Source organism: Methylobacterium sp. JK268 (genome assembly GCF_054052225.1).
This window is the reverse complement of record NZ_JBSVZN010000030.1, coordinates 21,799-47,569: the sequence shown is the minus strand read 5'-3', so window position 1 is coordinate 47,569 and position 25,771 is coordinate 21,799. Positions and strand designations below refer to the sequence as shown.

26 protein-coding genes and 1 tRNA gene are annotated in these 25,771 nt (G+C 67.4%); 14 read left to right on the top strand and 13 right to left on the bottom strand.

Annotation, left to right across the window (positions count from 1 at the left end; all coding sequences use genetic code 11):
- Positions 1 to 44 precede the first annotated feature (44 nt).
- Together ACW9J6_RS26375 and ACW9J6_RS26370 are read left to right on the top strand one after the other, a co-directional pair.
- The gene (locus ACW9J6_RS26375) at positions 45 to 1,949 is read left to right on the top strand and encodes an FAD-binding monooxygenase (RefSeq protein ID WP_457119319.1); all 1,905 of its coding nucleotides are present in this window, start codon (positions 45 to 47) and stop codon (positions 1,947 to 1,949) included.
- 66 nt (positions 1,950 to 2,015) lie between these two features.
- Positions 2,016 to 3,395 carry an MFS transporter gene (locus tag ACW9J6_RS26370; protein ID WP_457119318.1) on the top strand — a complete coding sequence of 460 codons (1,380 nt, stop codon included), beginning with the start codon at positions 2,016 to 2,018 and terminating at the stop codon, positions 3,393 to 3,395.
- Between the two features lie 37 nt (positions 3,396 to 3,432).
- Here ACW9J6_RS26370 and ACW9J6_RS26365 read toward each other — a convergent pair whose 3' ends face one another.
- From ACW9J6_RS26365 to ACW9J6_RS26355, 3 genes are read right to left on the bottom strand one after another with little or no spacing between them, the layout of a single operon-like run.
- A complete protein-coding gene (locus tag ACW9J6_RS26365; RefSeq protein ID WP_457119317.1) occupies positions 3,433 to 4,698 on the bottom strand; it encodes a glycosyltransferase in 1,266 nt (421 codons plus the stop codon).
- A 16-nt stretch (positions 4,699 to 4,714) separates the two neighbouring features.
- Positions 4,715 to 6,244, bottom strand: coding sequence for an HlyD family type I secretion periplasmic adaptor subunit (locus tag ACW9J6_RS26360; protein WP_457119316.1), 1,530 nt, complete (start codon positions 6,242 to 6,244; stop codon positions 4,715 to 4,717).
- Positions 6,241 to 8,466 carry a type I secretion system permease/ATPase gene (locus ACW9J6_RS26355; protein ID WP_457119315.1) on the bottom strand — a complete coding sequence of 742 codons (2,226 nt, stop codon included), beginning with the start codon at positions 8,464 to 8,466 and terminating at the stop codon, positions 6,241 to 6,243. Before ACW9J6_RS26355 ends, ACW9J6_RS26360 begins: the two co-directional genes overlap by 4 nt.
- A 354-nt stretch (positions 8,467 to 8,820) precedes the next feature.
- Between ACW9J6_RS26355 and ACW9J6_RS26350 the strand changes: the two genes are divergently transcribed.
- Both ACW9J6_RS26350 and ACW9J6_RS26345 read left to right on the top strand, forming a co-directional pair.
- A complete protein-coding gene (locus ACW9J6_RS26350; protein WP_457119314.1) occupies positions 8,821 to 10,023 on the top strand; it encodes a pyridoxal phosphate-dependent aminotransferase in 1,203 nt (400 codons plus the stop codon).
- A 137-nt stretch (positions 10,024 to 10,160) separates the two neighbouring features.
- Positions 10,161 to 10,234, top strand: a tRNA-Gln gene (locus ACW9J6_RS26345).
- Positions 10,235 to 10,307: 73 nt separating this feature from the next.
- On the opposite strand, the gene ACW9J6_RS26340 is transcribed toward ACW9J6_RS26345, so the two are convergent.
- From ACW9J6_RS26340 to ACW9J6_RS26310, 7 genes are all read right to left on the bottom strand, one after another.
- Complete coding sequence (locus tag ACW9J6_RS26340) at positions 10,308 to 11,369, bottom strand: tyrosine-type recombinase/integrase (RefSeq protein ID WP_457119313.1); 1,062 nt, start codon at positions 11,367 to 11,369, stop codon at positions 10,308 to 10,310.
- Complete coding sequence (locus tag ACW9J6_RS26335) at positions 11,341 to 11,664, bottom strand: hypothetical protein (RefSeq protein ID WP_457119312.1); 324 nt, start codon at positions 11,662 to 11,664, stop codon at positions 11,341 to 11,343. The genes ACW9J6_RS26340 and ACW9J6_RS26335 overlap by 29 nt, the downstream gene beginning before the upstream one ends.
- Complete coding sequence (locus ACW9J6_RS26330) at positions 11,661 to 12,071, bottom strand: helix-turn-helix domain-containing protein (RefSeq protein WP_457119311.1); 411 nt, start codon at positions 12,069 to 12,071, stop codon at positions 11,661 to 11,663. The genes ACW9J6_RS26335 and ACW9J6_RS26330 overlap by 4 nt, the downstream gene beginning before the upstream one ends.
- Positions 12,056 to 12,310, bottom strand: coding sequence for a hypothetical protein (locus ACW9J6_RS26325; RefSeq protein WP_457119310.1), 255 nt, complete (start codon positions 12,308 to 12,310; stop codon positions 12,056 to 12,058). Before ACW9J6_RS26325 ends, ACW9J6_RS26330 begins: the two co-directional genes overlap by 16 nt.
- Positions 12,307 to 12,702: a hypothetical protein gene (locus tag ACW9J6_RS26320; RefSeq protein WP_457119309.1), complete on the bottom strand. Its 396-nt coding sequence runs from the start codon at positions 12,700 to 12,702 to the stop codon at positions 12,307 to 12,309. The genes ACW9J6_RS26325 and ACW9J6_RS26320 overlap by 4 nt, the downstream gene beginning before the upstream one ends.
- 111 nt (positions 12,703 to 12,813) lie before the next feature.
- Entirely contained in the window at positions 12,814 to 13,506 is a 693-nt protein-coding gene (locus ACW9J6_RS26315; protein ID WP_457119308.1) for a hypothetical protein, read from the bottom strand.
- A gap of 145 nt (positions 13,507 to 13,651) precedes the next feature.
- Positions 13,652 to 14,257, bottom strand: a complete 606-nt coding sequence (locus ACW9J6_RS26310; protein ID WP_457119307.1) for a helix-turn-helix domain-containing protein — start codon at positions 14,255 to 14,257, stop codon at positions 13,652 to 13,654.
- A 76-nt stretch (positions 14,258 to 14,333) separates the two neighbouring features.
- Between ACW9J6_RS26310 and ACW9J6_RS26305 the strand changes: the two genes are divergently transcribed.
- The 6 genes from ACW9J6_RS26305 to ACW9J6_RS26280 all read left to right on the top strand — a co-directional run bounded on the left by ACW9J6_RS26305 (position 14,334) and on the right by ACW9J6_RS26280 (position 18,002).
- Positions 14,334 to 14,588: a hypothetical protein gene (locus ACW9J6_RS26305; RefSeq protein ID WP_457119306.1), complete on the top strand. Its 255-nt coding sequence runs from the start codon at positions 14,334 to 14,336 to the stop codon at positions 14,586 to 14,588.
- 16 nt (positions 14,589 to 14,604) lie between these two features.
- On the top strand, positions 14,605 to 15,288 hold the full coding sequence (locus ACW9J6_RS26300) for a hypothetical protein (protein ID WP_457119305.1): 684 nt from the start codon (positions 14,605 to 14,607) through the stop codon (positions 15,286 to 15,288).
- Entirely contained in the window at positions 15,285 to 15,491 is a 207-nt protein-coding gene (locus ACW9J6_RS26295) for a hypothetical protein (RefSeq protein WP_457119304.1), read from the top strand. Before ACW9J6_RS26300 ends, ACW9J6_RS26295 begins: the two co-directional genes overlap by 4 nt.
- Positions 15,492 to 15,559: 68 nt before the next feature.
- Positions 15,560 to 16,414, top strand: a complete 855-nt coding sequence (locus ACW9J6_RS26290) for an MT-A70 family methyltransferase (protein WP_457119303.1) — start codon at positions 15,560 to 15,562, stop codon at positions 16,412 to 16,414.
- Positions 16,415 to 16,728: 314 nt separating this feature from the next.
- Positions 16,729 to 16,959 carry a hypothetical protein gene (locus ACW9J6_RS26285; protein ID WP_457119302.1) on the top strand — a complete coding sequence of 77 codons (231 nt, stop codon included), beginning with the start codon at positions 16,729 to 16,731 and terminating at the stop codon, positions 16,957 to 16,959.
- The gene (locus ACW9J6_RS26280) at positions 16,956 to 18,002 is read left to right on the top strand and encodes a helix-turn-helix domain-containing protein (RefSeq protein WP_457119301.1); all 1,047 of its coding nucleotides are present in this window, start codon (positions 16,956 to 16,958) and stop codon (positions 18,000 to 18,002) included. The genes ACW9J6_RS26285 and ACW9J6_RS26280 overlap by 4 nt, the downstream gene beginning before the upstream one ends.
- 261 nt (positions 18,003 to 18,263) lie before the next feature.
- Here the strand turns inward: ACW9J6_RS26280 and ACW9J6_RS26275 are convergent, their stop codons facing one another.
- Positions 18,264 to 19,724, bottom strand: a complete 1,461-nt coding sequence (locus ACW9J6_RS26275; RefSeq protein WP_457119300.1) for a methyl-accepting chemotaxis protein — start codon at positions 19,722 to 19,724, stop codon at positions 18,264 to 18,266.
- A gap of 404 nt (positions 19,725 to 20,128) precedes the next feature.
- Between ACW9J6_RS26275 and ACW9J6_RS26270 the strand changes: the two genes are divergently transcribed.
- Together ACW9J6_RS26270 and ACW9J6_RS26265 are read left to right on the top strand one after the other, a co-directional pair.
- The gene (locus ACW9J6_RS26270) at positions 20,129 to 20,623 is read left to right on the top strand and encodes a hypothetical protein (RefSeq protein ID WP_457119299.1); all 495 of its coding nucleotides are present in this window, start codon (positions 20,129 to 20,131) and stop codon (positions 20,621 to 20,623) included.
- 96 nt (positions 20,624 to 20,719) lie between these two features.
- Positions 20,720 to 21,553 (top strand): hypothetical protein, encoded by an 834-nt coding sequence (locus ACW9J6_RS26265; protein ID WP_457119298.1) that lies wholly within the window; start codon positions 20,720 to 20,722, stop codon positions 21,551 to 21,553.
- A gap of 86 nt (positions 21,554 to 21,639) precedes the next feature.
- Here the strand turns inward: ACW9J6_RS26265 and ACW9J6_RS26260 are convergent, their stop codons facing one another.
- Positions 21,640 to 22,575 (bottom strand): DUF4435 domain-containing protein, encoded by a 936-nt coding sequence (locus ACW9J6_RS26260; protein ID WP_457119297.1) that lies wholly within the window; start codon positions 22,573 to 22,575, stop codon positions 21,640 to 21,642.
- A gap of 7 nt (positions 22,576 to 22,582) precedes the next feature.
- Entirely contained in the window at positions 22,583 to 23,995 is a 1,413-nt protein-coding gene (locus ACW9J6_RS26255; protein ID WP_457119296.1) for an AAA family ATPase, read from the bottom strand.
- Between the two features lie 525 nt (positions 23,996 to 24,520).
- Between ACW9J6_RS26255 and ACW9J6_RS26250 the strand changes: the two genes are divergently transcribed.
- The gene (locus tag ACW9J6_RS26250) at positions 24,521 to 24,793 is read left to right on the top strand and encodes a hypothetical protein (protein ID WP_457119295.1); all 273 of its coding nucleotides are present in this window, start codon (positions 24,521 to 24,523) and stop codon (positions 24,791 to 24,793) included.
- A gap of 80 nt (positions 24,794 to 24,873) precedes the next feature.
- Positions 24,874 to 25,761: a recombinase family protein gene (locus ACW9J6_RS26245; protein WP_457119294.1), complete on the top strand. Its 888-nt coding sequence runs from the start codon at positions 24,874 to 24,876 to the stop codon at positions 25,759 to 25,761.
- The last annotated feature ends 10 nt before the right edge of the window (positions 25,762 to 25,771 follow it).

Below are 25,771 nucleotides of genomic sequence, written 5' to 3'. Positions count from 1 at the left end.
TTCAAGAATTCGCGTCGTTCAGCGACGAATGCGGGAGGAACATCATGCAGTACTACCTGGACGGATACGTGCCGGGCGATCCCGAGATCCTGCCCGCCGCGCCCGGTGCCGAGGAGCGGCCGGCGGGTCTGCCCGAGACCGTCGACGTCCTGATCGTCGGTGCGGGTCCGGCCGGGATGGTGCTGGCCGCCCAGCTCTCGACCCGCCCGGGCCTCACCACGCGGATCGTCGACCGCCGCGAGGGCCCGCTGCGGATCGGGCAGGCCGACGGCGTGGCCTGCCGCACGGTCGAGATGTTCGAGGCCTTCGGCCTCGGCGAGCGCCTCGTCCGGGAGGCCTACTGGGTCAACGAGACCGTGTTCTGGCGCCCGTCGCCGGAGGACAGGTCGCGGATCGTGCGGACCGGCCGCGTCCAGGACACCGAGGACGGCCTCTCGGAATTCCCGCACCTCATCGTCAACCAGGCCCGCCTGATGCAGCACCTGGCGGATTACATGGCGAGGTCGCCGACGCGGCTGACGCCGGATTACGGCATCGCGTTCGTCGGCCTGACCGTCGCGCCCGAGGGCGACCACCCGGTCACCGTCACCCTGCGCGAGGTCGCCACCGGGGCCGAGCGGGTGATCCGCGCCCGCTACGTCGTCGGCTGCGACGGGGCCCGCAGCGGCGTGCGCGCCGCGATCGGGGCCGAACTGCGCGGCGACTTCGCCAACCACGCCTGGGGCGTGGTCGACATGCTCGCCGTCACCGACTTTCCGGACATCCGCCTCAAGACCGCGATCCAGTCGGCCGAGGCGGGCAACATCCTGCTCATCCCGCGGGAGGGCGGCTACCTCGTCCGCCTCTACGTCGATCTCGGCGAGATCGACCCGAACGACCGCGACGGGTTCCGGCGGCACACGCAGGACTCGGTGATCGCGACCGCGCGGCGCGTGCTGCACCCCTACACGCTCGACGTGCGGGACGTCGCGTGGTTCGCCGTCTACCAGGTCGGGCAGCGCGTCACCGACCGCTTCGACGACGTACCGCCCGAGGAGGCCGGGCGCCGCGACCCGCGGGTCTTCATCGCGGGCGACGCCTGCCACACGCACAGCGCCAAGGCCGGGCAGGGCATGAACGTGTCCATGCAGGACGCGTTCAACCTCGGCTGGAAGCTCGCCGCCGTCCTGGAGGGGCGGTCCGGGCCCGACCTGCTGCGCACCTACTCGGTCGAGCGGCACGCGGTCGCGCGGGCCCTGATCGACTTCGACAAGGAGTGGTCGCGGATCATGGCCTCGCCGCCGCGGGACCCGGCGCGTCCGGACCTCGGCGGGCTCGATCCGGCGGAGCTCCAGGCCGCCTTCGTCCGGTCCGGGCGCTACACCGCGGGCGTGGCGACGCACTACCCGCCCGCCACGGTCCTGACCGCCGAGGCGACCCACCAGGCCCTCGCCCGCGGCTTTCCGATCGGCATGCGGTTCCACTCGGCCCCCGTGGTGCGGGTCGCGGACGCCAAGCCGGTGCAGCTCGGCCACGCCGCCCGGGCCGACGGGGCCTGGCGCCTCTACGCCTTCGCCGACCCGAGCGGGAGGTGGCTCGCCGCCCTCGCGGACTTCCTGGCGGAGCACGAGGCCTCGCCCCTGCGCCGCTTCACCCCGGCCGGGGCCGACATCGACAGCGTGATCGACGTCCGGGCGATCTTCCAGCAGGGGCACCGCGACCTGAGGCTCGACGCGCTGCCGGCGCTGCTGTTTCCGCGCAAGGGGCGGTTCGGCCTGATCGACTACGAGAAGGCCTTCGCGCCGGACCTCCGGGGCGGCCCGGACATCTTCGATGCGCGCGGCATCGACCGCGAGGGCGGGGCGGTCGTGATCGTGCGGCCCGACCAGTACGTGGCCCACGTGCTCCCGCTCGACGCGCACGAGGACCTCGCCGCCTTCTTCGGGCGGTTCATGCGCGCCCCGCGCTGAGGCCGCGCCTCCGGCCGGCGCCCGCGCGACCGGCCGAACCCCAACGAACGAGTGAGGACACGCCCCATGACACGTCCCGCGCCCGCCCCCGGCCCATCGGCGTCCGACCGGGAGGCCAGGCAGATCCGGACCGTCGTCTGGGTCATGAGCCTCGCCCTCGTCGGGCTGGTCTTCGACGGCTACGACCTCGTCGTCTACGGCGCCTGCGTGTCGACCTTCCTGCGCGACCCGGGGCAGCTCGGCGTGGTGACGCCCGCGACCGCCGGTCAGCTGGGAAGCTGCGCGCTCGCCGGGGTCCTGGTCGGCGCGCTGCTCGCCGGCTCGATCGCCGACCTCGTCGGCCGCCGCCGGGTGATGCTGGTCGCCTACGCGTGGTTCTCGGTCGGCATGGGGCTCACGGCGCTCGCCGGAACGGTCGCGGCCTTCGGCGCCCTGCGCTTCGTGACCGGGCTCGGCGTCGGCGCCCTGGTGGCGACCACGGCCGCGCTGGTCGCCGAGTTCGCGCCCGCGGGCCGGAAGAACCTGTGCAACGCCATCGTCTACTCGGGGGTCCCGCTCGGGAGCCTGGTGGCCGCGGCCCTGGCGATCCTCCTCCTCGGCGCGATCGGCTGGCGCGGCCTATTCGTGATCGGCGGCCTGCCGCTCGTCACGCTGCTGCCGCTCGCCTCCTTCCGGATGCCGGAATCGCCGGCCTGGCTCGCCGCCCGGGGGCGCCTGGCGGAGGCGCGGGCCGTCGCGGAGGCGACCGGCATCGCCCTGCCGAGGGACGGCGCGCGGCCGGTCGAGGCGGCGCGGGACCTTGCCGTCGGGAAGGCCGGCTGGGCGGGCCTGTTCACATCCTACCCGATCGCGACCCTGCTGCTCGGGCTGATGAGCGCCACGGGCCTGACGCTGGTCTACGCGCTCAACACCTGGCTGCCCGAGCTGATGCTTCGGGCCGGCTTCGACGCGCGCGGCTCGCTGTCCTTCCTGATGGTGCTCAACGGGGGCGCCGTGCTCGGTGCCGTGCTGGTCTCCGGCGTCGCCGACCGGCTCGGCGCCAAGCGGGTGGTCGCCGCCTGCTTCGGCCTCGGGGCGCTCGCCATCGTGCTGCTGACCACGGGTTTCCCGCTCGGCCTGCTGCTGGCGACCGTCGCCGTCGTCGGCTTGGGGACGAGCGGCACCCAGACGCTGGTCTACGGCCTCGTCGCCAACCACTACCGGACCAACGTCCGCGGCGCGGGCGTCGCGTGGTGCGCCGGGTTCGGCCGCCTCGGCGGCATCGGCGGCCCGCTCCTCGGCGGCTACCTGGCGGGCGGCGGCTTCGCGCTCGACACGATCCTCTACGTCCTGGCCGGCCTCGCAATCCTCGGGGGCGCCCTCACGCTCCTGGTGCCGCCGGCCGGGGAGGGGAGCGCAGATGCGCCCGCTCCGGTCGAGGCCGGTGCCCTCGCCGACCGGGCGTGACCCCGGCGGCGGCGCCGGGACGGCGCGAGCGGGCGGATCAGTGCGCGCCCGCCGCCGGGGCGTAGCGGTCCCCCGGCTCCCGCCCGGCCGCCACGTCGTCGATCAGCCGCAGGTGCCGCGGCAGGCAGATCCGGGCGAGGTCGTAGGCCTCGGCGCTGCGCCGGGCCGCCGCCCGCATCGCCTGGAACGCCGCGGGCTCCGCCAGCCCCCGCACCACCGCCTCGGCGATCGCCTCCGGCGAGAAGAAGTCGACGAGCACGCCGTTCTCCCCGTCCCGGATCACCTCCTCGACGGGCGGCGTGCGCGAGCCGATCACCAGGCATCCCGCCGCCATCGCCTCCAGCATCGACCAGGACAGGACGAACGGGTAGGTCAGGTAGACGTGCGCCGCCGAGACCTGGAGCAGGTTCAGGTAGGTCCCGTAGGGGATCTGCCCGACGAAATGCACCCGCGACAGGTCGAGATCCGCCCTGACCTCGTCGAGGAAGATGTCCTTCCAGGTCCGCCCCTCGGGCGGGCGGGCGCCGTAGCTGACACCGCTGCCGCCCACCAGCACCGCCCGGGCCCGCGGCCGGCGGCGCAGGATCGTCGGCAGGGCGCGCAGGAAGCTGTGGTAGCCGCGATAGGGTTCGAGGTTGCGGTTGACGAAGGTCACCACCTCGTCGCCCGGCGCGCAGGTCAGGCTCCCGCCGAGGGTGATCCGCGCCCCGGGATCCGGGCGGACGCGATGCGTGTCGATCCCGTCGTGGATGACGCTGAGCCGGTCGCCGAAGGCGGCCGGGACCCGGCTCGCCTGCCAGCGCGTCGGCGAGACCATCCAGTCCGAGGCCTCGAAGGCGAGGAACGCGGCGGCGTTGCGCACCCGCACCCCGAACGCGGCCTCGTCTCCGCCCCGGCTCGGGAATTCCGGATCGAAGCCGACATCGGCGCCCCGCGCCGCGTAGGCGAACTCGACGAAGCTGAGGAGCTTGGCCTTCGGCCAGACGTCCTTCAGGAACAGGGTCTCGCCCCAGCCGGGATGGCCGCAGATCACGTCCGGGGCGAAGCCCTCGGCCTTCAGGCGCAGGGCCGCCCGCGCCGCGGCCTCGCCGCGCAGCACCTTGGTCTCGAAATCCCGCGCCAGGGGGTGGAGGCCGGGAGCCGGACGGCCCTCGACCGCGTAGCGCAGGTGCCGCACCCCCGGGAGGGGCGGCGCGGCGCCGATCCCGAGGGCGACCACCCTGTGCCCCGGCCGGGCCGCCAGCGCCGGGGCGACGTGGCGGTACTGGCCGGGGAAGTTCTGGTGGACGAAGAGGACGCGCATCGCGATGCGCGGCCCCTCAGCGCTCGTGGCCGGCGCTCGACGTCGTCTCCCGCACGGGCGACAGCAGGTAGTCGATCACCCGCCGCGAGCCGGTGCGGATCTCCACCGTGGCGGTCATGCCCGGGGTGAGGGGGACGGTCTTGCCGTCCGCCTCGATCGTCGCGCGCTCGAGCTCGATCGTCACCGGGAAGACGAGGTTCTGCGTGCGCGGCGTGCCGCTCACCGGCGCCAGCGCTTGGCCGCGGCTCATCGACACCGCGTCCGTGGACCCGCTCGCGTCCTTGTCGTCGACGGCGTCGCGGGAGACCCGCAGCACCTTGCCGGCGATCGTGCCGTAGCGGGTGAACGGGAAGGCGTCGATTTTCACCACCGCCTCCTGGTCCGGGATGACGAAACCGATGTCCTTGTTCTGGACCAGGGCCTCGACCTCGATCGGGCCCTCGCTGGGCACCACCACCAGGAGCGGCTGGGCCGCCGTCACCACCTGGCCGAGGGTCGTCACGGCGAGCTGCTGCACGGTCCCGTCGATCGGCGCGGTGAGCCGGGTGCGGTCCCGCTTGAGGGTCGCCTTGACCACCTCCTGCTGGGTGGCGTCGCGCTTCTGCGCCGCCTCGGTGAGCGACTGGTGCTGCTTGGCGATGGTCTCGCCCGCGAGCTGCTCGACCCGCCGCTGCAGCGAGAGGGCCGCCGCCTGCGCCTCGACGAGCTGGCCGCGGTCGTAGGCGAGGTCGGCCGCCACCTGCTCGACCTGCTGCACCGCGTCGATCACCGCCGCGCGGGTGCCGGCCGCCTTGGCGACCAGGATCTCGCGCATGTCCGCCCGCTCCTTGAGCACCGCCTGCAGGCGCTCGCGGGCCGCGATGCTGGCCGCGAAGCGCTTCTGGGTCGCGTCCTTCTCGGCGATCTGCGCCACGAGGGCGTCGCGGGAGGTCACGAACTGGCCCATCTCGGCCAGCATCGCGGCGCGCTCGCGGGCCTGGATGGCCGGCGGGATCCAGTCGGGGAACGTCACGTCGGCGGTGGTCTGGTTGGCCTCGACGGCCGCCACCGTGGCGCGCCGCCGCAGAACCTGCGCCTCCAGCGCCGCGAGGTCGCCGCGCCGCGCGGCGAGGTCGGCCTCGGTCTCGGTCGGGTCGATCTCGATCAGGACGTCGCCCGCCTTCACCCGGGCGCCGTTCTCCACGTGGACCGCCTGCACCTTCCCGGTGTCGAAGGGCTGCACGACCTTCGAGCGGCCGCTCGGCTGAATGCGCCCGCTCGCGACCGCGTGGATGTCGAGCTTGGCGAGGAAGCTCCAGGTCAGCGCCGCCGCGAACATCAGGCAGATCGTCCAGGTGAACACCACCGCCTTCGGCGAGGGCGGCGTGTCCAGGATCTCCAGGTGGGCGGGGAGGAATTCCTGGTTCTCGCGGCTGACCGCCATGGCGCGCACGCGGTCGGTCAGGCGCCGGGGCGACAGGCTCCGGGCGGTCGAGGCGGCGGGCAATTGCCCGCGGCCCGCCGGGACCGGCGCGGCCTCGGGGCGGGGTTCCGGGTTCGCGCTCATGCGGCGGCTCCCTGTTCGGAGGATCCGTGGTCGGACTGCATGCGCCACAGGCGACCATACAGGGAGGCCGGCCGCTCCACGAGGTCGCGGTGGGTCCCGTCCTCGACGACGCGGCCGTCCTGGAGGGCGATGATCCGGTCGCAGATCCGCACGGCCGCGAGGCGATGGGCGATGATCACGACGGTGCGGCCGCGCACGATGTGGCGCATGTTCTCCTGGATGATGCGCTCGCTCTCGTAGTCGAGGGCGGAGGTCGCCTCGTCGAGGATCAGGATGCGCGGGTTGGTGGCGAGCGCCCGCGCGATGGCGAGGCGCTGGCGCTGGCCGCCCGACAAGTTGGCGCCGCGCTCCTCGATCGGCGTGTCGTAGCCGAGCGGCAGCCGGTTGATGAACTCGTCGGCGCCGGCGAGCCGCGCCACCTGGATCACCTGCGCCCGGGACAGGCCCGGATTGGCGAGCGCGATGTTCTCGAACACCGTCTTGTTGAAGAGGAGGTTCTCCTGCAGCACGACGCCGATCTGCCGCCGCAGCCAGGAGGGATCGACCTGGGCGATGTCGACGCCGTCGATCAGCACCTGCCCCTTCTCCGGCACGTAGAGCCGCTGCAGGAGCTTGGTGAAGGTCGACTTGCCCGACCCCGAGGGGCCGACGATGCCGAGCACCTGCCCGGCCGGGATGTCGAGGGCGACGTCCCGCAGCACCTCGGGCAGGCCGGGCTGGTAGCGGAAGGTGACGTTGCGCACGGTGATCTGCCCCTTGGCCGGGGGCAGGTGGGCCTGGCCCATCGCGCGCGTCTCAGGCGGACAGTTCAGCACGTCGCCGAGCCGGTCGATCGACACCTTGACCTGTTGGAAGTCCTGCCAGAGCTGCGACAGCCGCAGGATCGGCGCGGTGACCTGCCCCATGATCATGTTGAAGGCGATGAGCGAGCCGACCGTGAGCTCGCCGTTCATGACCGCGTAGGCACCGAAGAACAGCACCAGCGCGGTCGTCACCTTGTTGATGTACTGGATCGCGTTCTGGCCGATGCTGGCGATGAGGCCGGCCACGAAGGAGGTCTTGACGTAGGCGGCGAGCCGCTCCTCCCACTGCGTGCGCAGGGTCGGCTCCACGGCCAGCGCCTTGACGGTGTGGATGCCCACCACCGACTCGATCAGGAACTGGCTCGACATCGCCGAGCGGTTGAAGCGCTCGATGGTCTGCTCGCGCAGCACCGGCCGCAGCAGCACCGCCACTAGCACGTAGCAGGGGATCGACAGCGTGACGATCAGCGCCAGCAGCGGCGAGTAGACGTAGAGGATCGCGACGAAGAGCAGCGTGAACGGGATGTCGATGGCCGAGGTCAGCGCCTGCCCGGTGAGGAAGCTGCGGATCGTCTCCAGTTCGCGGACGCGGGCCACGGTCTGGCCGGCGGGCCTTGTCTCGAAATAACCGAGCGGCAGCCGCATCAGGTGCTCGAACAGGCGGGCGCCGAGCTCCACGTCGATGCGGCTGGTGGTGTGGGTGAGGATGTAGCCGCGCAGGTACTGCAGGATGACGTGGAACAGGCCGAGCACCACGAGGCCGACCGCGACCAGGGTCAGGGTCGAGTAGCCGCGATGGGTGAGCACCTTGTCGATCGTGATCTGGAAGAAGATCGGCGTGATCAGCGCGCAGACCTGGATGAAGAACGAGGCGACCAGCACCGTGATCAGGGGCTGCCGGTAGCGCCAGATCGACGGCACGAACCAGGTCAGCCCGAAATCCTGGATGACCTTCTGCAGGCTGGCGCGCCGGGCGACCAGGATGATGGCGCCGGTCCAGCGCGCGACCACGTCGGCGGCCGGCACGTGCTGGGCGGTGCGCGCGGCGGCGTCGATGATGCGGTACTTGCCGTCGTCGAGCCGGCGGCCGAGCAGGACGAAGCGGCCGTCGTCGAGTTCGAGGATGGCCGGCAGCGGGATCGATTCGAGCCGCTCGGCCTTCTGCTTCGTCAGCAGGCGCGCCTTGAGCTTGAGCTGCCGGGCGCCGCGCACCACGTCCACGGCGGTGGCCGGCTGCACGCCCAGACCGAGTTCGTGGCGCACCTGCGCCGGCTCGCAGGCGACCTGGTGGAACGAGGCGACGAGCGCCAGGGCCGCGAGCCCGGAATCCGCGGCCCCGGTCGGCGGCACCCCTCCGGAACCGGCCTGCGGCGGCTCCCCGGCCGCCTGCGCGGCAGCTGCCGCGACCTGTCCGTCCATCACCCCAACCCCCCGCTCTGCGCCCCGCCGCTTCGAAGTCGGTCCGCGCGCGGCGGCACTGTCCGACCGAATGATGAAGGCCCGATCAACACGGCTACCCTTACCATCGCTGCCGGGCCGCGCGATGTCAGTGACCGCACATTCCGACCAAATGGCGGCGCCTTCATCCGCGCCGGGCCGAGCCCGACTTGGCTGTCCTTGGGGCAGGCTGCGGCGGCGGAGCCGGCGAAGGGTCCGCCGCCTTGCTCCGGGACGGAGGCGCGACTAGGGTCCCGCCCCTCGACGGGCCGGCGCCCCCGGCCGGGGAGCATCCGCGCGGCGCCCCGCCCCGTGACAGGACGATGGAGTTGACACATGGGCTTTTTGGCCGACGCCCTCTCGCGCGTGAAGCCGTCCGCGACGATCGTGATGACCCAGAAGGCGCGCGACCTGAAGGCCAAGGGCCGGGACGTCATCAGCCTCTCCGTCGGCGAGCCGGATTTCGATACGCCCGAGCACATCAAGCAGGCGGCGATCGAGGCGATCCGCCGCGGCGAGACCAAGTACCCGCCGGTCTCCGGCATCGCGCCCCTGCGCGAGGCGATCGCCCGCAAGTTCAAGCGTGAGAACGGCCTCGACTACAAGCCGTCGCAGACGATCGTCGGGACCGGCGGCAAGCACGTCATCTACAACGCGCTCCTGGCGACGCTCAATCCCGGCGACGAGGTGGTGATCCCGCGCCCCTACTGGGTCTCCTACCCGGAGATGGTGGGGTTGTGCGGCGGCACGCCGGTCTTCGCCGAGACCACGATGGAGACCGACTTCAAGCTCCAGCCGGCCGAGTTGGAGCGGGCGATCACGCCGCGGACCAAGTGGCTGATCCTGAATTCGCCCTCGAACCCGTCCGGCGCGGCCTACAGCCACGCGGAGATGAAGGCGCTCACCGACGTGCTGCTGCGCCATCCGCATGTCTGGGTGCTCACGGACGACATGTACGAGCACCTCGTCTACGGCGACTTCACCTTCGTGACCCCCGCCCAGGTCGAGCCGGCGCTCTACGAGCGCACGCTGACCATGAACGGCGTCTCCAAGTCCTACGCGATGACGGGCTGGCGCATCGGCTACGCGGCCGGCCCGGAGGCGCTCATCAAGGCGATGGACTTCGTGCAGGGCCAGCAGACGTCGGGCGCGACCTCGATCGCGCAATGGGCGGCGGTGGCGGCCCTCGACGGGCCGCAGGACCACCTCGCGCAGTTCCGCGCCGCGTTCCAGACCAGGCGGGATCTCGTCGTCTCGATGCTCAACCAGACGAAGGGTCTGCGCTGCCCGACGCCGGAGGGAGCCTTCTACGTCTACCCGTCCTGCGCCGAGCTGATCGGCCGCCGGACGCCGGAGGGCACGGTGATCGAGACGGATGAGGACTTCGTCACGGCGCTCCTGGAGAGCGAGGGTGTGGCGGCCGTGCACGGCTCGGCCTTCGGGCTCGGGCCGAACCTGCGCATCTCCTACGCCACCTCCAACGCGGTGCTGGAGGAGGCCTGCACGCGCATCCAGCGCTTCTGCGGCGCGCTGCGCTGAGGGCTGCTCCCGGAGCGCAGGAAAGCCTTGACCCGCTCCGGGAACCGTCCTATCTGCACCGCACCCGAGGCGAAGCCCGGCCGTCCCCAGGGCAGGCCGGGCTTGGCGTCCGACAGACGGACCCGACATCGCTTCGTTGGGGGATAGTTTAACGGTAGAACAGCGGACTCTGACTCCGTTAGTCGTGGTTCGAATCCACGTCCCCCAGCCATCAATCTTATCAAGCACTTAGACGGATTACCTTACCCTTCCTGGGAAGCGGTTAGACGCGTTCGTCCGCCCGGTTAGACAGCGCGCCGTCGCGTCCTGTTCTCCTGATCGAGCTTGACCACGACGCCGCGCAGCTTCGGCTCAAGGTCCGCCTCGCGCGAGTAGTGCGCCGCCATCCCCTCCGTCTCCTGGCCGAGCATGTCGGCGATCGTGCGCGTGTCGAAGCCGAGCCGGCGCATCTGCGTCGCCGCCGTGTGCCGCAGGCCGTGGAAGGTCAGCCCGTCCGCCACCTTCCCCTCCGCCTCGAGCGTCCGGATCAGCCGGAAGAAACTCCCCCGGAACCCGTCCTCCTTCCAGGGCTGCCCGCGGCTGTTCACCAGCAGCGTCGTGGCCCGGTGCGCCGGCAGCGCCGCGAGCGCGGCCGCCACGACCTCGGGCGCCTTCACCGTCACCACCTTGCCGCTCTTGGCCGAGATCCGCGTCAGCAGGCCGGTCGCGCGGTTCCAGGAGTCCGGCTTCGCCGCGAGCGCCTCGCCCTGGCGGTAGCCGAGCACGCCCCCGAGCATGATGGCCGCGCGCAGCTCGGGCGAGGCCCGCCCGACCACCGCGTCCCACTCCTCCGCGGCCCAGGGCCGGTTGGCGCGGGGCTGCGTCTTCGGCCGACGCACCTTCCGCACGTCCCGCACCGGGTTCGTCTCGGCGAGCTCGCGCTCGATCGCGTGCCCGAAGACGACCGAGATCACGGACAGCACGTAGTTCGCGAAGCGGCGGCCCTTCCGGCCCTGCGCCTTGTCGCGGATCCCCGCCACGAAGCCGCGCGTCCAAGTGGGAAGCGGCACGTCGTGGAGGGGACTCAGGTAGTCCAGGACCTTCAGGTAGTCGGCGCGCGTGCGCGGGGCGAGGTTCTGCGTGAAGGCGGCGCTCGCCCGGTACGAGACGACGATCGCGCCCCAGGTGCCCGGCTGCTCCGCCGCCGCGGGCCTGTGCTTCGCGCGGGCGGTCTCCAGCGCCCGCCACCATTCCGGGGTGCCGATCGTGTGCGGCGGCGTGATCCGCGCGCCGGTGAGGCGGTCGTAGGCGTAGAGGATGCCCTTCGAGGTGTAGATCTTAACGCCGGGAACGCGGACCTTGGTCATGGTCGAGCCTGTCGAGCAGGGACTCAGCGCTCTCAGCTTCCACGTCACGCTCCAGGTTGTCGAGGAAGACGTCGAGGTCGCGCAGGTCGTAGCGCAGGCCCTGCTTGCCGGGCCGGAGGCGCTTGGGCGCCACCGGGATCGGGCTCGTCGGGCCGAGGTTCAGGTAGGCGGCCGCCTGCGCGCGGGTCAGCATCCGGGTGATCGGCAGCGGCAGCACCCGGGCCCGCGGGCGCTTGGCGGGCCGACGATCGCGCTCGCCGGACGCCGCGGAGTCCACCGGCCGCGCGCTGCTCATGCGGCGCGCTCCCCGTCGCCCTCCGGCCGGGCAGAGGCCTCGCCCGCTTCACGCGCGTTCGAGAGAGCCCGAGCGATCGTGAGCAGCGGGCCGCGGCATCGCGCCGGCATCGCCTCGAAGAGTCGCAGCAGCTCGCCGGCGTGCGGCGTCTGAAACAGCGCGATCCCGTCGCCGCCATTCTCACCATCCGCCCCATAAAGGGTCGCGACCGGCACCTCGAGGAGCTCGGCGATGCGCTGCAGGCGGCCGGCCCCGACCCGATTGAGGCCCCTCTCGTACTTCTGCACCTGCTGGAAGGTGACGCCGATCGCCTTGCCCAGGGCGGTCTGGCTGAGGCCCTTCGCCTTGCGTAGCATTTGGATTCGCTCGCCGACCTCGCGGTCCGCGTCGATCAGGATCTTGGGCATCGGGGCTGGTCCGTGCAGCGGCAGGGGAGAGCGGCGACGGTGGGCGGCGCGAAGGCGAGGGCCGTCGGGTGGACGTTGCGGGCCAGGATCTCGCCCTCGAAGCGCACGCGCACGCACTCGCCCAGGCCGGCGATCGGCGGGACGATGCGGCCGAGCCGGCCGCTCGTGCTCTCGCGGACGCCTGCGCCGAGCTGGGCCGGGGCGCGGGGGTACTTCGCCTTGACGAGGTCGTAGGTCACGGCCGGCGCCCTCCCGGGTTGGCCCCGTCCGCGACGCCCTTATTGAGGTCGGAGAAGACGCGGATCAGCCGGACCACCGTCTCGGCGCGCGCGATGCTGTCCGCCGGCAGCGCGCAGCCCTCGGCCGCCAGCCCTTCCAGCAGGCGCAGGGCGGCGTCGAAGGCGACGGTCTCGTCCGTCTCCGGGTGGCGGGGCCGCCGGGCACGGATGATCAGGACGGCGGGCGCGTCGTCGGGCTTGGCTTCGAGGCCGCCGAAGGCGCGATGGAGTCGATCCAGCTCCCACCGCGGCAAGCGCACGCGCAGCAGCAGCGGCACGCCGCCCCCGACCTCAGGCGTGACGTCGTGGAACGCGCCGAGGAAGGCGTTCGACCATCCCGTGCCGCCGGTCATGCTGGGCGCCGCGCAGGATGGGAAGCTGAGGAGGTCTCGGCAGCAAGCGACATCAGGCTCGACCCTCGTGGGTGAGCCACAATCCCCCGTTATGGGGGAATTGGTCAACCCCTATTTGGGGGAGTCGGTCGGCCCCGGGGTGGGCGTCTCCTCGTTCTTTCCCCAGTTCCGAGCGAAGAAGCTCGAGGCGGCCTGCCACGCATCGTCCGCCTTCGCGGCAACCGTGCTGTAGGCCTCCTCGACGGACGTGCTCGCGGCCTGGGCGGCTTCCGCGGCGAGATTGCCCGTTGCCGAGATCACGGTGGTCGCAACGCCGAAGATGCCGGACTCGTCGGGAGTAGCCTCCAGTTGAACCGGCGCTCCGCCGGCTTGGTGGGTCTGGCTTGGCGCCGCGATGACGGGAGGCGTCCCGGGGGAGGGAAGGGCCTGAGGTGCCTGGATAGCGATCGGGCCCTTGCGCCACTTCTCGGGGATCTCGGCCAAGCGCTGCTTGGCCTGCGAGTCGGCGATCCGTCTGGCCACCTTCGCGTCGGCCGCGATCTGCTCCCCCACCGTCGAGTCGCAGACCGCGATGAAGCCGCGGCTGTCGTCGAAGATCACCTGAATGAGGACGCGCTCCGTTCCGGCCCCGAGAGCGCCGACGGCTGCCCCCACGGCGGCGGCCGTGAGCCCTATGGCGCCAACCATCGCCAGCGGTGCGACGAACAACCCGACGACCATGGCGGCGGGCGCGGCGTGGATGCCGCCGCCGATCATCCCCGAAAGAGTGCCTGTGAAACTCTTCTCGATGAACTTGGAGTTCACTTCAACGCTGATGACGCTTGTAAGCTACAAAACTTGCTTCTTCGGTAGTAGAAACTGAACGCCATCGTAAGTGGCTCGCCCTGTATTGAAATGTCCCCCTACGATCTCCATTATGGACATTGCCCCCCCTGGACTGCGCGATGGGTCAGCGTGGTTTCAGCCACGTCACCTTTGCTGCCCACTCAACGTCGATGCCGCGCACGATGTCGTGCCCGACCGTGAACAGGTCGTATGTTCCCGGCCGGCCCCCATGAAAAACGCGCCCGATGCGCATCATGCCGTCCCTGCCAGAGACCACACACAGCGAGCCGATCCATTCTTCGGGGACTTCGGCATGTTCTTCGTCATGATAGACGAGCCAGTTTTCCTCAGCTACAGCCGGCATCGCACCATCTTCCGTCACGATTAACGCAACGGTACCCTGGCTGGCATCTTCCGGTCGAGGCGCGTCTTCGAATAATTCTCTGCTTCCTGAAAAACGCTTTACGATGCCACCTTTTTTTATTTCGCCAATAATCTTGATTGGGTTACGATCTCCAATGATTTCTATTGCAGAAACTTGGAAAATTTCGGCAGCACGGGCGATTCGATCGGCGGTCAGTCTTCTCTCACCGCGTTCTATTTTTTCGTAGCCTTTAGTTGATAAACCCATTGCGTCGGCGGCGACTTCCATCGTCCACCCGCGCTTTCTACGAAGTTCTTTCAAATTATTCGCCATGGCGGCGGGACCTTGATGCAGAGGCGCCGCCACGTCTTCCCCCATTGCGTAGGAGGCAGGCTTGACATTTCACCCCATAACGGGGGAGTTTTGGTGCGGGTAGGTCACCATGAAGCTCGACAGCTGGATGAGGGCGAACGGCTGCAGCTCGCGCGAGCTGGCAGAGGCGATGGTGGCACATCTCCCGGAGGGTGAGCGCTGCTCTGCCAAGGCCGTGGAGAAGTGGCGCTACGGCCAACGGACGCCGCGCAAGTCCAAGATGCAGGCGATCGTCCGCGTGACGGCGGGCGAGGTGACGGCGAACGACTTCGCCGACCTTCCAGGGGAAGCGGTCCAGCTCCCCGTGCTTCGCCGATCGTCCTGACACGAGGCGCCGGTCGATGTCGTGGCCATCCTTGTCCGCTCTCCAGGTCACCGTGTCCCTCTACGCGGCGGCGCTGCTGCGCAGCGGCGAGGAGGGCGCCGCCGCCGTCACCGACCCGCTCAGCGAGGCCGGGTCGGCTGCCGCGGACGCCCTGTCCGAGGCGCTGACCCGGATCCAGGACTGGCCCGCCGAGGCATGGGCGGGCCTCGGCGACCTGCTCTCCGGGCTCACCGCCCTGTTCCCCGAAGAGGCACCCGCGGCCGAACCGCCGGCATCCTCGGCCGAGCGGGGCGGACAAGCCGGCGCGATCGCCAGGACAGCGCGGCCCGGCACCGGCGGCACCCGCTGGCGCGGGCCGGTCGACGCCGCCGGTCTCGCCCGCTTCCTGCGCGAGCGCCACCCGAGCAAGACCGCCATCCACGTGGCGGCGCTCTCCGGCGTGCCGGTCGACACCGTCGCCAAGCTGCTCGCCCGCGAGGCGCTGCCGTCGGGCCGCACGCTCTTGGCCCTGATCTGCGTCTACGGGCCCGAGTTGCTCGCCGCCGTGCTGCCCGGCGCGAATCCGCGCTGGCTGGAGGGCGCCCGCATCCTGGCCGATCAGGCGCGGCTCGAGGCCGAGCTCGCCCGAACCCGCGCCGAGATGGCGGCCAACACGGCGCGCTGGTCGTTCTGCGGCATCACCTTCGGGGGCGCGCCGTGACCGGCTGCCGGCCCTCGCCCGACCGCCTGCCGCTCCTGGCGCGCTGCTATTGCGGCGAGCTCGCCACCCTGCGGTCCGCGTCCGGCCGCTGGTTCTGCGCCGACCACCTGCCACGGCGCGATGCTGCGGCCGTTCCCGCGCCCGAGACGCCCGTCCGGCGCCGGACGGAATCGCCGCCCCAACTCGAACTGCCCCTGCGATGACGGCGCGGCGCGGTCCCACCCGCGCCCGCCGGACTCGGACTCCGATTCTTGTCCTAAGGGTTCCCCGCGTGCCTTCGCGTGCCGCTCGCCTGTCCCCGGCCGAGATCGAAACCCTGCGCCGGTCCCTCGAACCCGAGGAGCGGGAGGCCGCGCTCGCCCGCATGCGCGCCGGCCTCCCTGGGGAAATTGCCCGAGGGTCGCGCGGCCGGACCGGGCGGGTGCGGGACCGGATCGGCCGCCTCGCCGGCGTCTCCGGCCGCACGGTCGAGAAGATCGCCGAGGTCTTCGCCGCGGCCGAGGCGGACCCGGCGCGCTACGGCGCGATCGCTGCCGAGATGGAGCGCACCGGCAAGGTCGACGGCGCCTGGCTCAAGGTGCAGCGGCTGCGCGACGAGGAACGGGTGCTGCAGCTCGCGCCCGCGCCCGGGCGGTTCCGCACCCTGGTGCTCGACCCGCCCTGGGACGTCGACGGCCTCTCCGATGCCTGCGGGCCGGCCTATGCGCGCATGGACCTGCCGGCGATCGCCGCGCTCCCCGTGCCGGGCTGGGCCGAGGCGGAGTGCCACCTCTACCTCTGGGTGACCAACAACGCGCTCGGCCTGGCGCTGCCGCTCCTGGCGGGGTGGGGCTTCGCCTACAAGACCACCCACACCTGGACCAAGCCGGCGCTCGGGCGCGGGCGCTACTTCCGCAACACTACCGAGCACGTGCTGTTCGGGATCCGCGGCCGCCGCGGCACCCGGCCGGCTGGGACCGCGACGCCGACTCATCACGCTTGGCCGGTGGGGGCGCATAGCGAGAAGCCGGAGGGCTTCTACGAGCTGGTGCGGCGCTGCTCCTACCCGCCCTACGGCGAGGCCTTCCAGCGCCGCGCCCGGCCGGACTTCGCGGACCTGTTCCGCCGCGCGGCGGAGGCGGCCTGACATGCCCCGCCGCTTCGCCCGCCCGTCCATCCGGGGGCCGCCCGCAGCGGCCAGCTCTGCCGACCCGATCCCCGTGACCGCGCGCCGGCGCGGCGCCTCCGCCCGAGGCCCGCCGCCCCCCGCGTCGTCACGGCCTGAGCAATGCCGCGGCCGACCCGATTCGGCGCAGGGCGGAGCTTTGTCCGGGATCGGCGCCACCCCCATCCGCCGCCCGTCCGTCGCGCGCTCCTCCTCGCGCGGCATCGGGCCTTCGCGCGCCCGGAGCTAGACCGGCTCCGCGGCGCAACGGCACCCTTTTGTCCGCGAGCATCCCCATGCGCCTCACCCGCGCGCACCTTCCCTGCTTCATCCCGATCGAGTTCGCCGCCCTCGAGCATCCCGGGATCTCCGCCGCGGCTTTGGGCCTCTACGCCTGGTTCGTCCGGGCCCGCCACCGCGGGCCGATCGACCGCGCCCGCGAGCGCTTCGGCCTCGACGCGGCGCAACTCGCCGCGCTCGTCGCCGAGCTGCGCGCGGCCGGCCTGGTCGAGGAGCGTGCGCCGTGAGCGTCCAGGCCATCACCTTCGTCGTCGGCCAGCACATCCCCGACGCCGGCGCCAAGCTCCTGGCGATGGTGCTGGCGAACTACGTCGACCACCGCACCGGGCTCGCTTGGCCGACGGTCGAGGCGCTCGCTGACGACACCTCGCAATCGGTGCGCACGGTGCAGCGGAAGCTGCGGGAGCTGGAGCAGCTCGGGCTGATCACCATCCTCAAGGGCGCCTGCCCGAAGACCGGCCGGCAGAGGGCGAACCGCTACCGGATGCACCTGCCGGGCCTGCCGCCGCTGAGGGGTGACAGGACCGGCGGTGCGGGTGCGGCGGAGCCCGCGAGGGGTGACAGGCTGACACCCCACACTGCGGTTGAGGGGTGTCATTCTGACGGGGGGGAGGGTGACAGCGTTGTCACCCCCGGGGGTGACACTGCTGTCACCCCTCTAAAGGAATCCGTCAGAGGAACCGTCAGAAGGGAGTCCCCCCAACCCCCCGTGACCGGGGGGCCGGCTCACGGGGCTTGCGAGGGGGAGGGGAATGGGGCCACGGCGCCGGCAGTGGGCTTCGAGCAGCTGCTCGCGGCCTACCCGGAATCGGGCCGGGCCTGGGCCAACCTGCAGGCGGCGCGGGGGGTGTTCGGGGCGCTCGGCGCGGCGGAGCGGCGGCAGGCGATCGCCGCGGCCGCGGCCTACGCGGCGCATTGTGGGAGGGATCCGACGATCAAGCCGAAGCACCTGCAGAACTGGCTGCGGAATGGGCTGTTTCGGAACCATCCGGGGCCGGGTGGGGCTGGGGAGGCCGCGGCTGGCGGGCGGCCGGAGGAGGCGCGGGTGGCTGCCGCGGCCGCCATGGTGGCGCGGGGGGAGTGGCCAATCGGCGGGACCGTGTTCGTGGCGGCCGACTCGGTCGAGGCGGCGGCGTGGGAGCGGTACTTCGCTCAGTTCGGGACGCGGCCGCGATGGACTGATCTCGGCCGGGGACGGGGCTGGAAGATGCCTACCGCCCTGCCGCCGTGCCAATCAGCGGTGCGCCGGATTGCTGAAGCAGCGTCATGAGACGATTGTTCGTTTAGACAGCGGCCTATATCTCTTTATAAACCATAAACCGTACAAATTGATCGGGTGCGTGATCGCTTTCGATTTGTAAGTCATCATTCTCGGGATATTTCGAGATTGTATACTGACAAAAAAATTTCCACTTTCTGACTCGTGCATATCGGATCTAGCGACTTTAATTCGGCACCGAACTTCGTCAGCCGCGCTCGGTTTTCCGAGAGCGGCTGGCAAGACACTGGATTTTTGCACTTAGGGTCTGGCTCAGCCGGCTTTGAGGAACCGATCGACGCTCTGGCCAAGTCCGCTCGATTGGCCAGCCAAATTCGCCGAGACGTCCCGTATGGCGGCGGCGAGGCGACCAGTCTCCCGGGCCACGTCAGACACCGCGACGATGTTGCTCGCGACCTCCTGCGTCGAGGCCGTCTGCTCCTCAACCGCGCTCGCCATAGCGAGCGTGAGCTTCGACAACTCCGCTACCTCGGCGCTGATCGCCTCCATGGCGGTTGCCGCGTGACCGATCGCCCCCTGGATCTCGCCGATCCTCTCCGTGATCTCGCCGGTGGCTTTGGACGTCTGATTGGCCAACTCTTTCACTTCGGCGGCCACGACGGCGAACCCACGGCCTGCTTGGCCGGCGCGGGCGGCCTCAATCGTCGCATTCAAGGCCAGCAGGTTCGTCTGACCGGCGATGTTGGCGATAAGAGATCCGACCGAGTCGACTCCGCGCGCCCTCTCCGACAGGTCCTTCACCGTAGCATCGGTCTCCTGGGCACGTTCGGCGATCTGTTGCGTGCGCTCGGAGACACGGGTCACCTGCTGCGAGATCTCGCGGATTGAGGCCGCCATCTCCTCGGAGCCTGCCGCGACAGTCGCGGCGCGCTGGCTCGTCTCGTTCGCGGTTCGGGTTAGACCCTCGGCCGAAGACTGCATTTCGCCGACGACAAGCGACACTGAATCGACCACGCTGGAGACCTCGTCGGCCATGCGCACTTTCGCGGTCGCGAGAGACCACGTCAGCATTGGACCGAGATAAGTCCCATCGGTCCCCCGAATTGCTGTTACGAGCAGATCGAGCGTCTCCGGGCCGACCTTGATCTTGGCTCTGTGAGGCAAGTTGTTCGGATCGGCGAGCATCCGGCGCTGATGCGTCGGGGTTTTGTGGAACACGTCAATCGACGAACCCAGCATCTGGTCCGCCCGGATCGGCAGATGCATCTCGATTGAGCGCAGGGTTTCAAGGGATGAGTGGTTGAGATACTTGATCCGAAAATCATCGTTGGGATCAGCCGTCATCACCGCGACCGGCATGGTATCGACCATGCTCTGCAGGCGGCTGACGTCGTTCTTTCGAGCTGTGATGTCGAAGGCTAATTTGATGATCTTCTTGATCCCGCCGTCGGCACCTCTGACTGGGCTGTAGGCGGCTTCTAGCCAGATGCGCGCACCGGATCTCGCGCGGCGGTCGAACTCGCCCCGATGACGCTCGCCCGAGGCAAGCTTCTGCCAGAACTGCCGATACTCCGGGTGATCGCGTGTCTCCTCGTCGAGAAACATCTTATGATGCTGTCCGACGATCTCGTGGCGTGAATAGCCGATCACGTGCAGGAAGTTGTCGTTTGCGGTGAGGATCCGTCCAGTGGGATCGAACTCGATGACGGCGACGGAGTCGCTGAATGCGTCCAAAGTCGCACGCTCCTCACTATACCCCCGCTTCCACAGCATCTGAAGCTCCCTCTCCGTCACGGGATGTCTGATAATAGGAGCGCTATCGATGTTGAAGTTTCCTTAACGTGGTATTATAACCTAATGCAATTTCGGCGTAGTCTCGCTTGAACTTGTTATACCCCATGGCTTAAGCCGCCTCTGAAGGTGAACGATTGATTTGAGCCCTAACTATCCTAGTGACAACTGAAAGTAGCAGGTCGTGTCCCTCTGCGCGGGGATGGGGCGCCTTTCTTTGGTCCGGCAGTGAATTGTGCAATTCGCATCGACCACAAGTTAAAATTGACTTTTCCATCGTCGGATCGCTCGACTCGCTCGTCGGCGCTCGCTGAGCTTGTGCGTCGACAGTCCGATGCCAGGCCTACTTTGCAAACCTAGGCGTGACTGTCCTCATGCAATGCAATATGAAGAGGCCGCTCATCGAGCAGGCGTCGGCTGATGCGCTGGTCGCTGCTTCGGGCCAAGGTTTGGCGATCACGCGGGCTCCTGCGATGCTCCTTGACCATATTGGCACCCTGATCTCAGAGGCAGCCCCGATCCGACGCGCCGTTCCCATGACGGTCGCAGAGGTCAAGGCGCACCTCATCGGAACCGAGTCACGCATTGCCAATGACATCGCCCGGCGCAGCGCCGGTCGCAGCCGGCACCCCGCGTCGCGCTGGCCGGACCGCTACGTGAGCGACGACGACACCCGGCAGTACCTCAAGGCGTGGATTTGGTGCGAGGCGCACGGCGAGTCCTTCGCACGCCTCTGCCGGGAGCGGGCCGGCTGGAGCCAGCGCACCGGGAGCCGGCGCGTGGCAGACGGGTTGAACAGCATTGTCACCAGGCTGTCCGCCGAGGCGGAAGCGTTGGGTGTCACCGTCGCGGCACCGGCACAGCGTTCCACGGGTAGATGACCCTGCGTCATCTTGGCCGCTTGCCCCTGGCGGTGATGGGGCCCGACCGCTGGATGGTGCTGCGGACGAGCCTCGCGGCCGGGGAGGGACCAGGCGATGACGGCGGAGCATCGGTACCGGCAGGCTCTTCGCACGCCCCTCTTCAGCACCCGCTCGCGGTACGACCGCGGCCCGGCGGTCGTGCCAGGCCAGCGCGATCTGCCTCCCCCCTCGCAGGCGGTGCGCACGGCCGTCGGCTCCGTCGTGGATCCGTGGCCCAACCCGGACCGCGACCCCTTCGCCGAGCCGGAGCGGGTTCAGGTCACCATCAACCGCAACACCGACCTGCTGGAGCGGGAATTCGCGCACGGGCGGATCTCGGAGCAGGCCTACCTCGTCGGCCGCGTGCTGCAGGAGGCCTTCGAGCGGCGCGCCGGCCCGCGGGGCGGCGGCTCGCCGGAGGGGAGGGACCGCGTCGACCAGACGGTCGCGCACGAGCTGGCGATCGCGCTCGCCATCGATGACGCAATGTTCGTGGAGCGGCTGATGGGGCGGCTGCAGCAGGCGGTGGGCAGCTACGGGGCGCGGTTCCTGCACCAGGTGCTGGCGAACGGCCGGGAGTTTGCGGAGATCTCGCGCGGGCTCGGCCGGGGTGACGGCCGGCAGGCGGTGGCCTTCGTGGCGGCGCGCTTCCGCGACCTGCTCGAGGCGATTGCCGCGGACTGGTTGGCTGAGCAGACCGCCGTTGGGCCTGAGCCGGAGAAGGCGCGGATCCGGGGAGAGGCGCCGGGGCCAGCGCGGCCGGGAGAGTTCTACGACGCAGAGGGGCGGGCGACGACGCCGACGCGGGCTTTCCGGGTGGCGGAGGATCACGACGGGTCGCGCCGGTACTGCCGACGAGTGCGAACGCGTCAGACCTCCTCAGCGCTCGCAGTGAAGCAGCTAGGATAAACAAAGTTACACGTAATTCTATATTCTGCGCATATTCCGAGGAGGGAGTATTCATCTGCAATGCAAAGAAACTCAATCCGGATCTTTCATCGGGGCGCTCCAAGTCTATTATTCAGAAATTCTACTACCGATTGTGGCTTTGAAACTCTGGCGCTTAGCAATTCAAACATGGAATTGTTGGCCAGCGCCTGGGGCAACTTAATCTTTCGCCCATGTGGCGTCTTTTTCATCATTAAGCCCGTAATCAGGCTTCGCATTTCGAAACGGAAAAACCACAACTCGTATTTTCCCCTCATCCACAACTTGTCGTCGCAGCAATCCATAGCATACCACACTGCTTTGTAGAGTCCGCTCCTCGGACGGTAATGCTCCGCACCTACTTGTTTTCTGAAATAAGCAAAACCGTTGCCCTTCCGAATGTACTTGCCAGCTGAACTACGATTTAGAACTTTTGAGAGATCTGCATTGTTTAAATTTATTTTTAACTCGTCGATGCGGGCACATATCACCCAGGCAACAATAGGACGTAAGGCGGAAAAAAATGCTCTGCGGCTCTCTACAAGAGATCGCATGACTGCTTGGAAGTCCGGCTGGCTTCTAGGCATTCCTGCAATATCAGAGAGAAGGATGTCTGCGGCCTCTGTAGTTGCCAAATGATTTTCGATTGAATAAAAATCCGTTATATAAGTTTGTTCGTCGTCAGAAATCTGTGTATCCGTAAAATCATCATAATCACGATCCGCAAAGAACAAGCAACGCCCTAATTCGTCCGCAATTCTATATGTATCCAGGCGTATGTTCTTCAGATTTTGCTTTCCATCGCAGTTGTAAAAATAGACTATCTCTGTCGAGCGACTCCGAATTTCAGGCATAAAATACATTCTGTCCTCATCTCCTTCAAAAAAAACGTGCAATGATTTATCGTCACTGAAATACGATATCCTGAAATCGTGTATAATCGCTGTTTCAGACCTAGCTGCAGAGCTGAGAAGTTCTTTGTAATCATCCTCGGCGTCGGTCATATTTTTCTTACTCTCTTTCGGTGAGTCTTCTAAGATCCACGGTATTTGCTTTCAAAGCATTCTCATAGACAAATGGACTATGAGTAACAGCCAGCAGAAAGTCGCAGCGATTACTTCGAATTATATCGAGAAGGAACCGTCTCTGCCAGGGAACGGATAATGATAGTTCTGGCTCGTCGATGATAATTATCTTGCTCGTCTCTTCCTCCAAAAACAGATGTGAAAAAAGGGAGACAATCTGCTTTTCACCTGAGGAGAGAACGCTTAGATCTAAGTCACTTGCTTTGTCATCTTTTATAGTGAGTGAAGATGAAATCTCATCGTAGTCAAAAAACTTCGCCGGCCTAAGATATCCATTACACACTCTGATGAAAGATCTTATGTTATTCTCGTGCTCCTCGATGTCCTGATTAGTTGCAACAAGCAAAGAAAAGTAATGCGCGAGATATCTGTCTTGATGTTCGGTGTCGAGTTTTCTCTGGGTTTGTATTTGTTTTATGCGTTTCCTGAGTAGATTTTTATCATCCCTAGATAAGACCTCTTCATTGACTCGTTCTAAGATTGCATTGATTGCGTCGTCGTCTAGAGATTTTATGTCACTAATATTGTATTTGTCGGCCTTGCCGCGAATGACATTCTTCAGATAACTCGCTGAAAGATTATTGTATTGGGACAGAGAATATTTCTGTAGACCATCAGTGACTTTTTTGATGTTGCGCTTCACGTCTTCCATTCCGAAATTAACTAGTTCGACGTATGAATTTCCAGTCCTTCCGCCTTCCAGAGGTTCGTTCACATTTGAAATACGCCTATATCTTTCTTCTAGACTAGGAAAGACTTCGCGCATGTCTCTTTCGATTCTCCTATACGTGGGCAAATATAAGACGCGCGATGTAACGGCATCTGAAAGTATTTTGTCAATTTCTGTGCGTGGTGTGGCGCCAAGACCAACATCAGAGTCCATAAACCTAAGCAAGTGTCGCTGAAACATCGGGATCTCTGCGAGAGGTATACTTAGCAAATCGGAATATTTTTTTCTTTCAGCCGAATTCAAAAATGGAGCACGTACAAAACGTTCAAAATTTTGCGTTCTCAAAAGTGTATCGATTGCATCACTGGTCCGAGTAGGCTCACCTAGCCGGCTATTGCTAGCTCTAAGCAATTTGTTGTAGCCAATTAAGCTGTGAATATCCTCACGATTGATAACAAAATCTTGATTTTCCACCGTGAACGAAATGCTTTTGAAATTGTAATCCAAAAGTCGGCTCCATTGGCGAGATAGAGAATAGTAAAAAATATTTGCAACAGAGCTTTTCCCAAGACCATTCGGTCCGACAAGAATTAGTGCTTTATCGTTGACAGGAAGAGTTACTCGCCTGTCGCCAAATAATCCATCAATTTGGAATTTAGAAATTTTCATCGACGCTGCCAGTTTGGACGTGTGCCGCAATTCATAGTTGTGACAGAAAGCTGCATGCTGTCAAGCCGTCAAGCTGTGACCATCGTACGTTATACGGTGTTTACAAGAGTCTAAGAGTCATTTTTTAGAAACTACTGTAATAAAACAGAATTTATTGCGATGTATAATCAGGCTCAGCAAGGCAAATCAATAAAATTGGGACGATAATTGCGGCGTCGGCGATGAAATGGCGATGCTTTCCTTTCATGGGAACGGCGAGCTTAGATGCAGCCATATTCTGGCGCCTTGGCTCAAAGACAGTTGGCACCAGCCATCGCGGCGATCCAGTTCGAATGCCCCAAGTGCGCGCTGACGGTAGGCGCCGTACGTGTTCACCTCTCAGGTCCGATGTCGGCGCTCGTCGAACCGATGGCGCTTGACACCGTGTCAGTGAACATGCAAAGAACCTTATGTTAGACGCGTTGCGCCCGCAGCCTCACCGGCTCGCGGGCGCTTCGCGTTTCAGCCCCCACGCGAGACCCGGCCGTGATCGACCCGCTCGTCCAGGCGACGCAGTTGCGGACCTTCGCGTCCCGGCTCCGCCGCCTCGCCCCCACCCGCGACCCCGAGATCTTCGTCGCCGACAAGGACCAGCTCGTCGCCGACCTCGAGCGCGCCGCCGGCGAGCTGGAGTTCTCCGGCGCCCTGGCGGCCGCCGTCGCGGTCGCGCGGCCCGGGCCGATGCAACTCGGCCTCGTCGCCGTCGATGGCCGGATCGTCCCGGTGGTGCCCCGCCACCCCGGCCGCGCCGGGCGCTGATCCGGGCCCTTTCCCGAATTTCCTCGAATATTCGGGATGCGGGGCGGCCGTAGCGCAATAAGCGCAACAATATCAATAGCTTGAACGCCGTTTCGGGCTCCCGCCGGATCGCCCGCCTGCGGGCCCGCAACCGGGACCGCAGCGAGGCCAAGGCCGCCATCGCAACCCAGGCGATCGGCTACCTGCGCGTGTCCACGGAGGAGCAGGCCTCCAGCGGCTACGGGCTCGAGGCGCAGGAGCGCTCGGTCCGCGCCTTCGCGCTCAGCCAGGGCTACGACCTGGTGGCGATGCTCGCCGATCCGGGCGTCTCGGGCGCGACTCGCCCCGCCGACCGCGCCGGCTTTCGCCAGGTGCTCGACCTTGCCGCCGCCGGCGGCATCGCCGTGCTGCTGGTCCACAAGTTCGACCGGCTCGCCCGCCACATCGCCTACGCGGTGACCACCGCCAACGACCTCGGCGCGACGCATGGCGTCTCGATCCGCTCCGTCACCGAGCCGATCGACACCGTCACCCCGGCCGGGCGGATGATGTTCGCGGTGCTCGCCGCCATGGCCGAGGCCGAGCGGGACATCATCACCGAGCGCACCACGGGCGGGCGGATCACCAAGGCGGGGAGGGGCGGGATCGCCTGCGGGCGGCCGCCCTACGGCTACGCGATCGACCGCGAGGGCGGGTTGCGCGTGGTGCCGGACCAGGCCGAGGTGGTGCGCCGGATCTTCGCCGAGCGCGAGGCCGGCCGGATCCTGCAGCAGATCGCCGACGGGCTGAACGCGGACCGCGTCCCGTCCCCGCGCGGGCGCGTCTGGCGCACCGGGCAGATCAGCTACATCGTCAACAACCCGAAGTATCGGGGCGTTGTCGAATATCTCTTCATCAATGGATCGGGCGAGACCTACGTGAAGACCGATGGTCTGCACGCCGCGATCGTCGATCCACCCCGCATATCCAGACGCAAGAGACCGCGATGACCTGTGACGC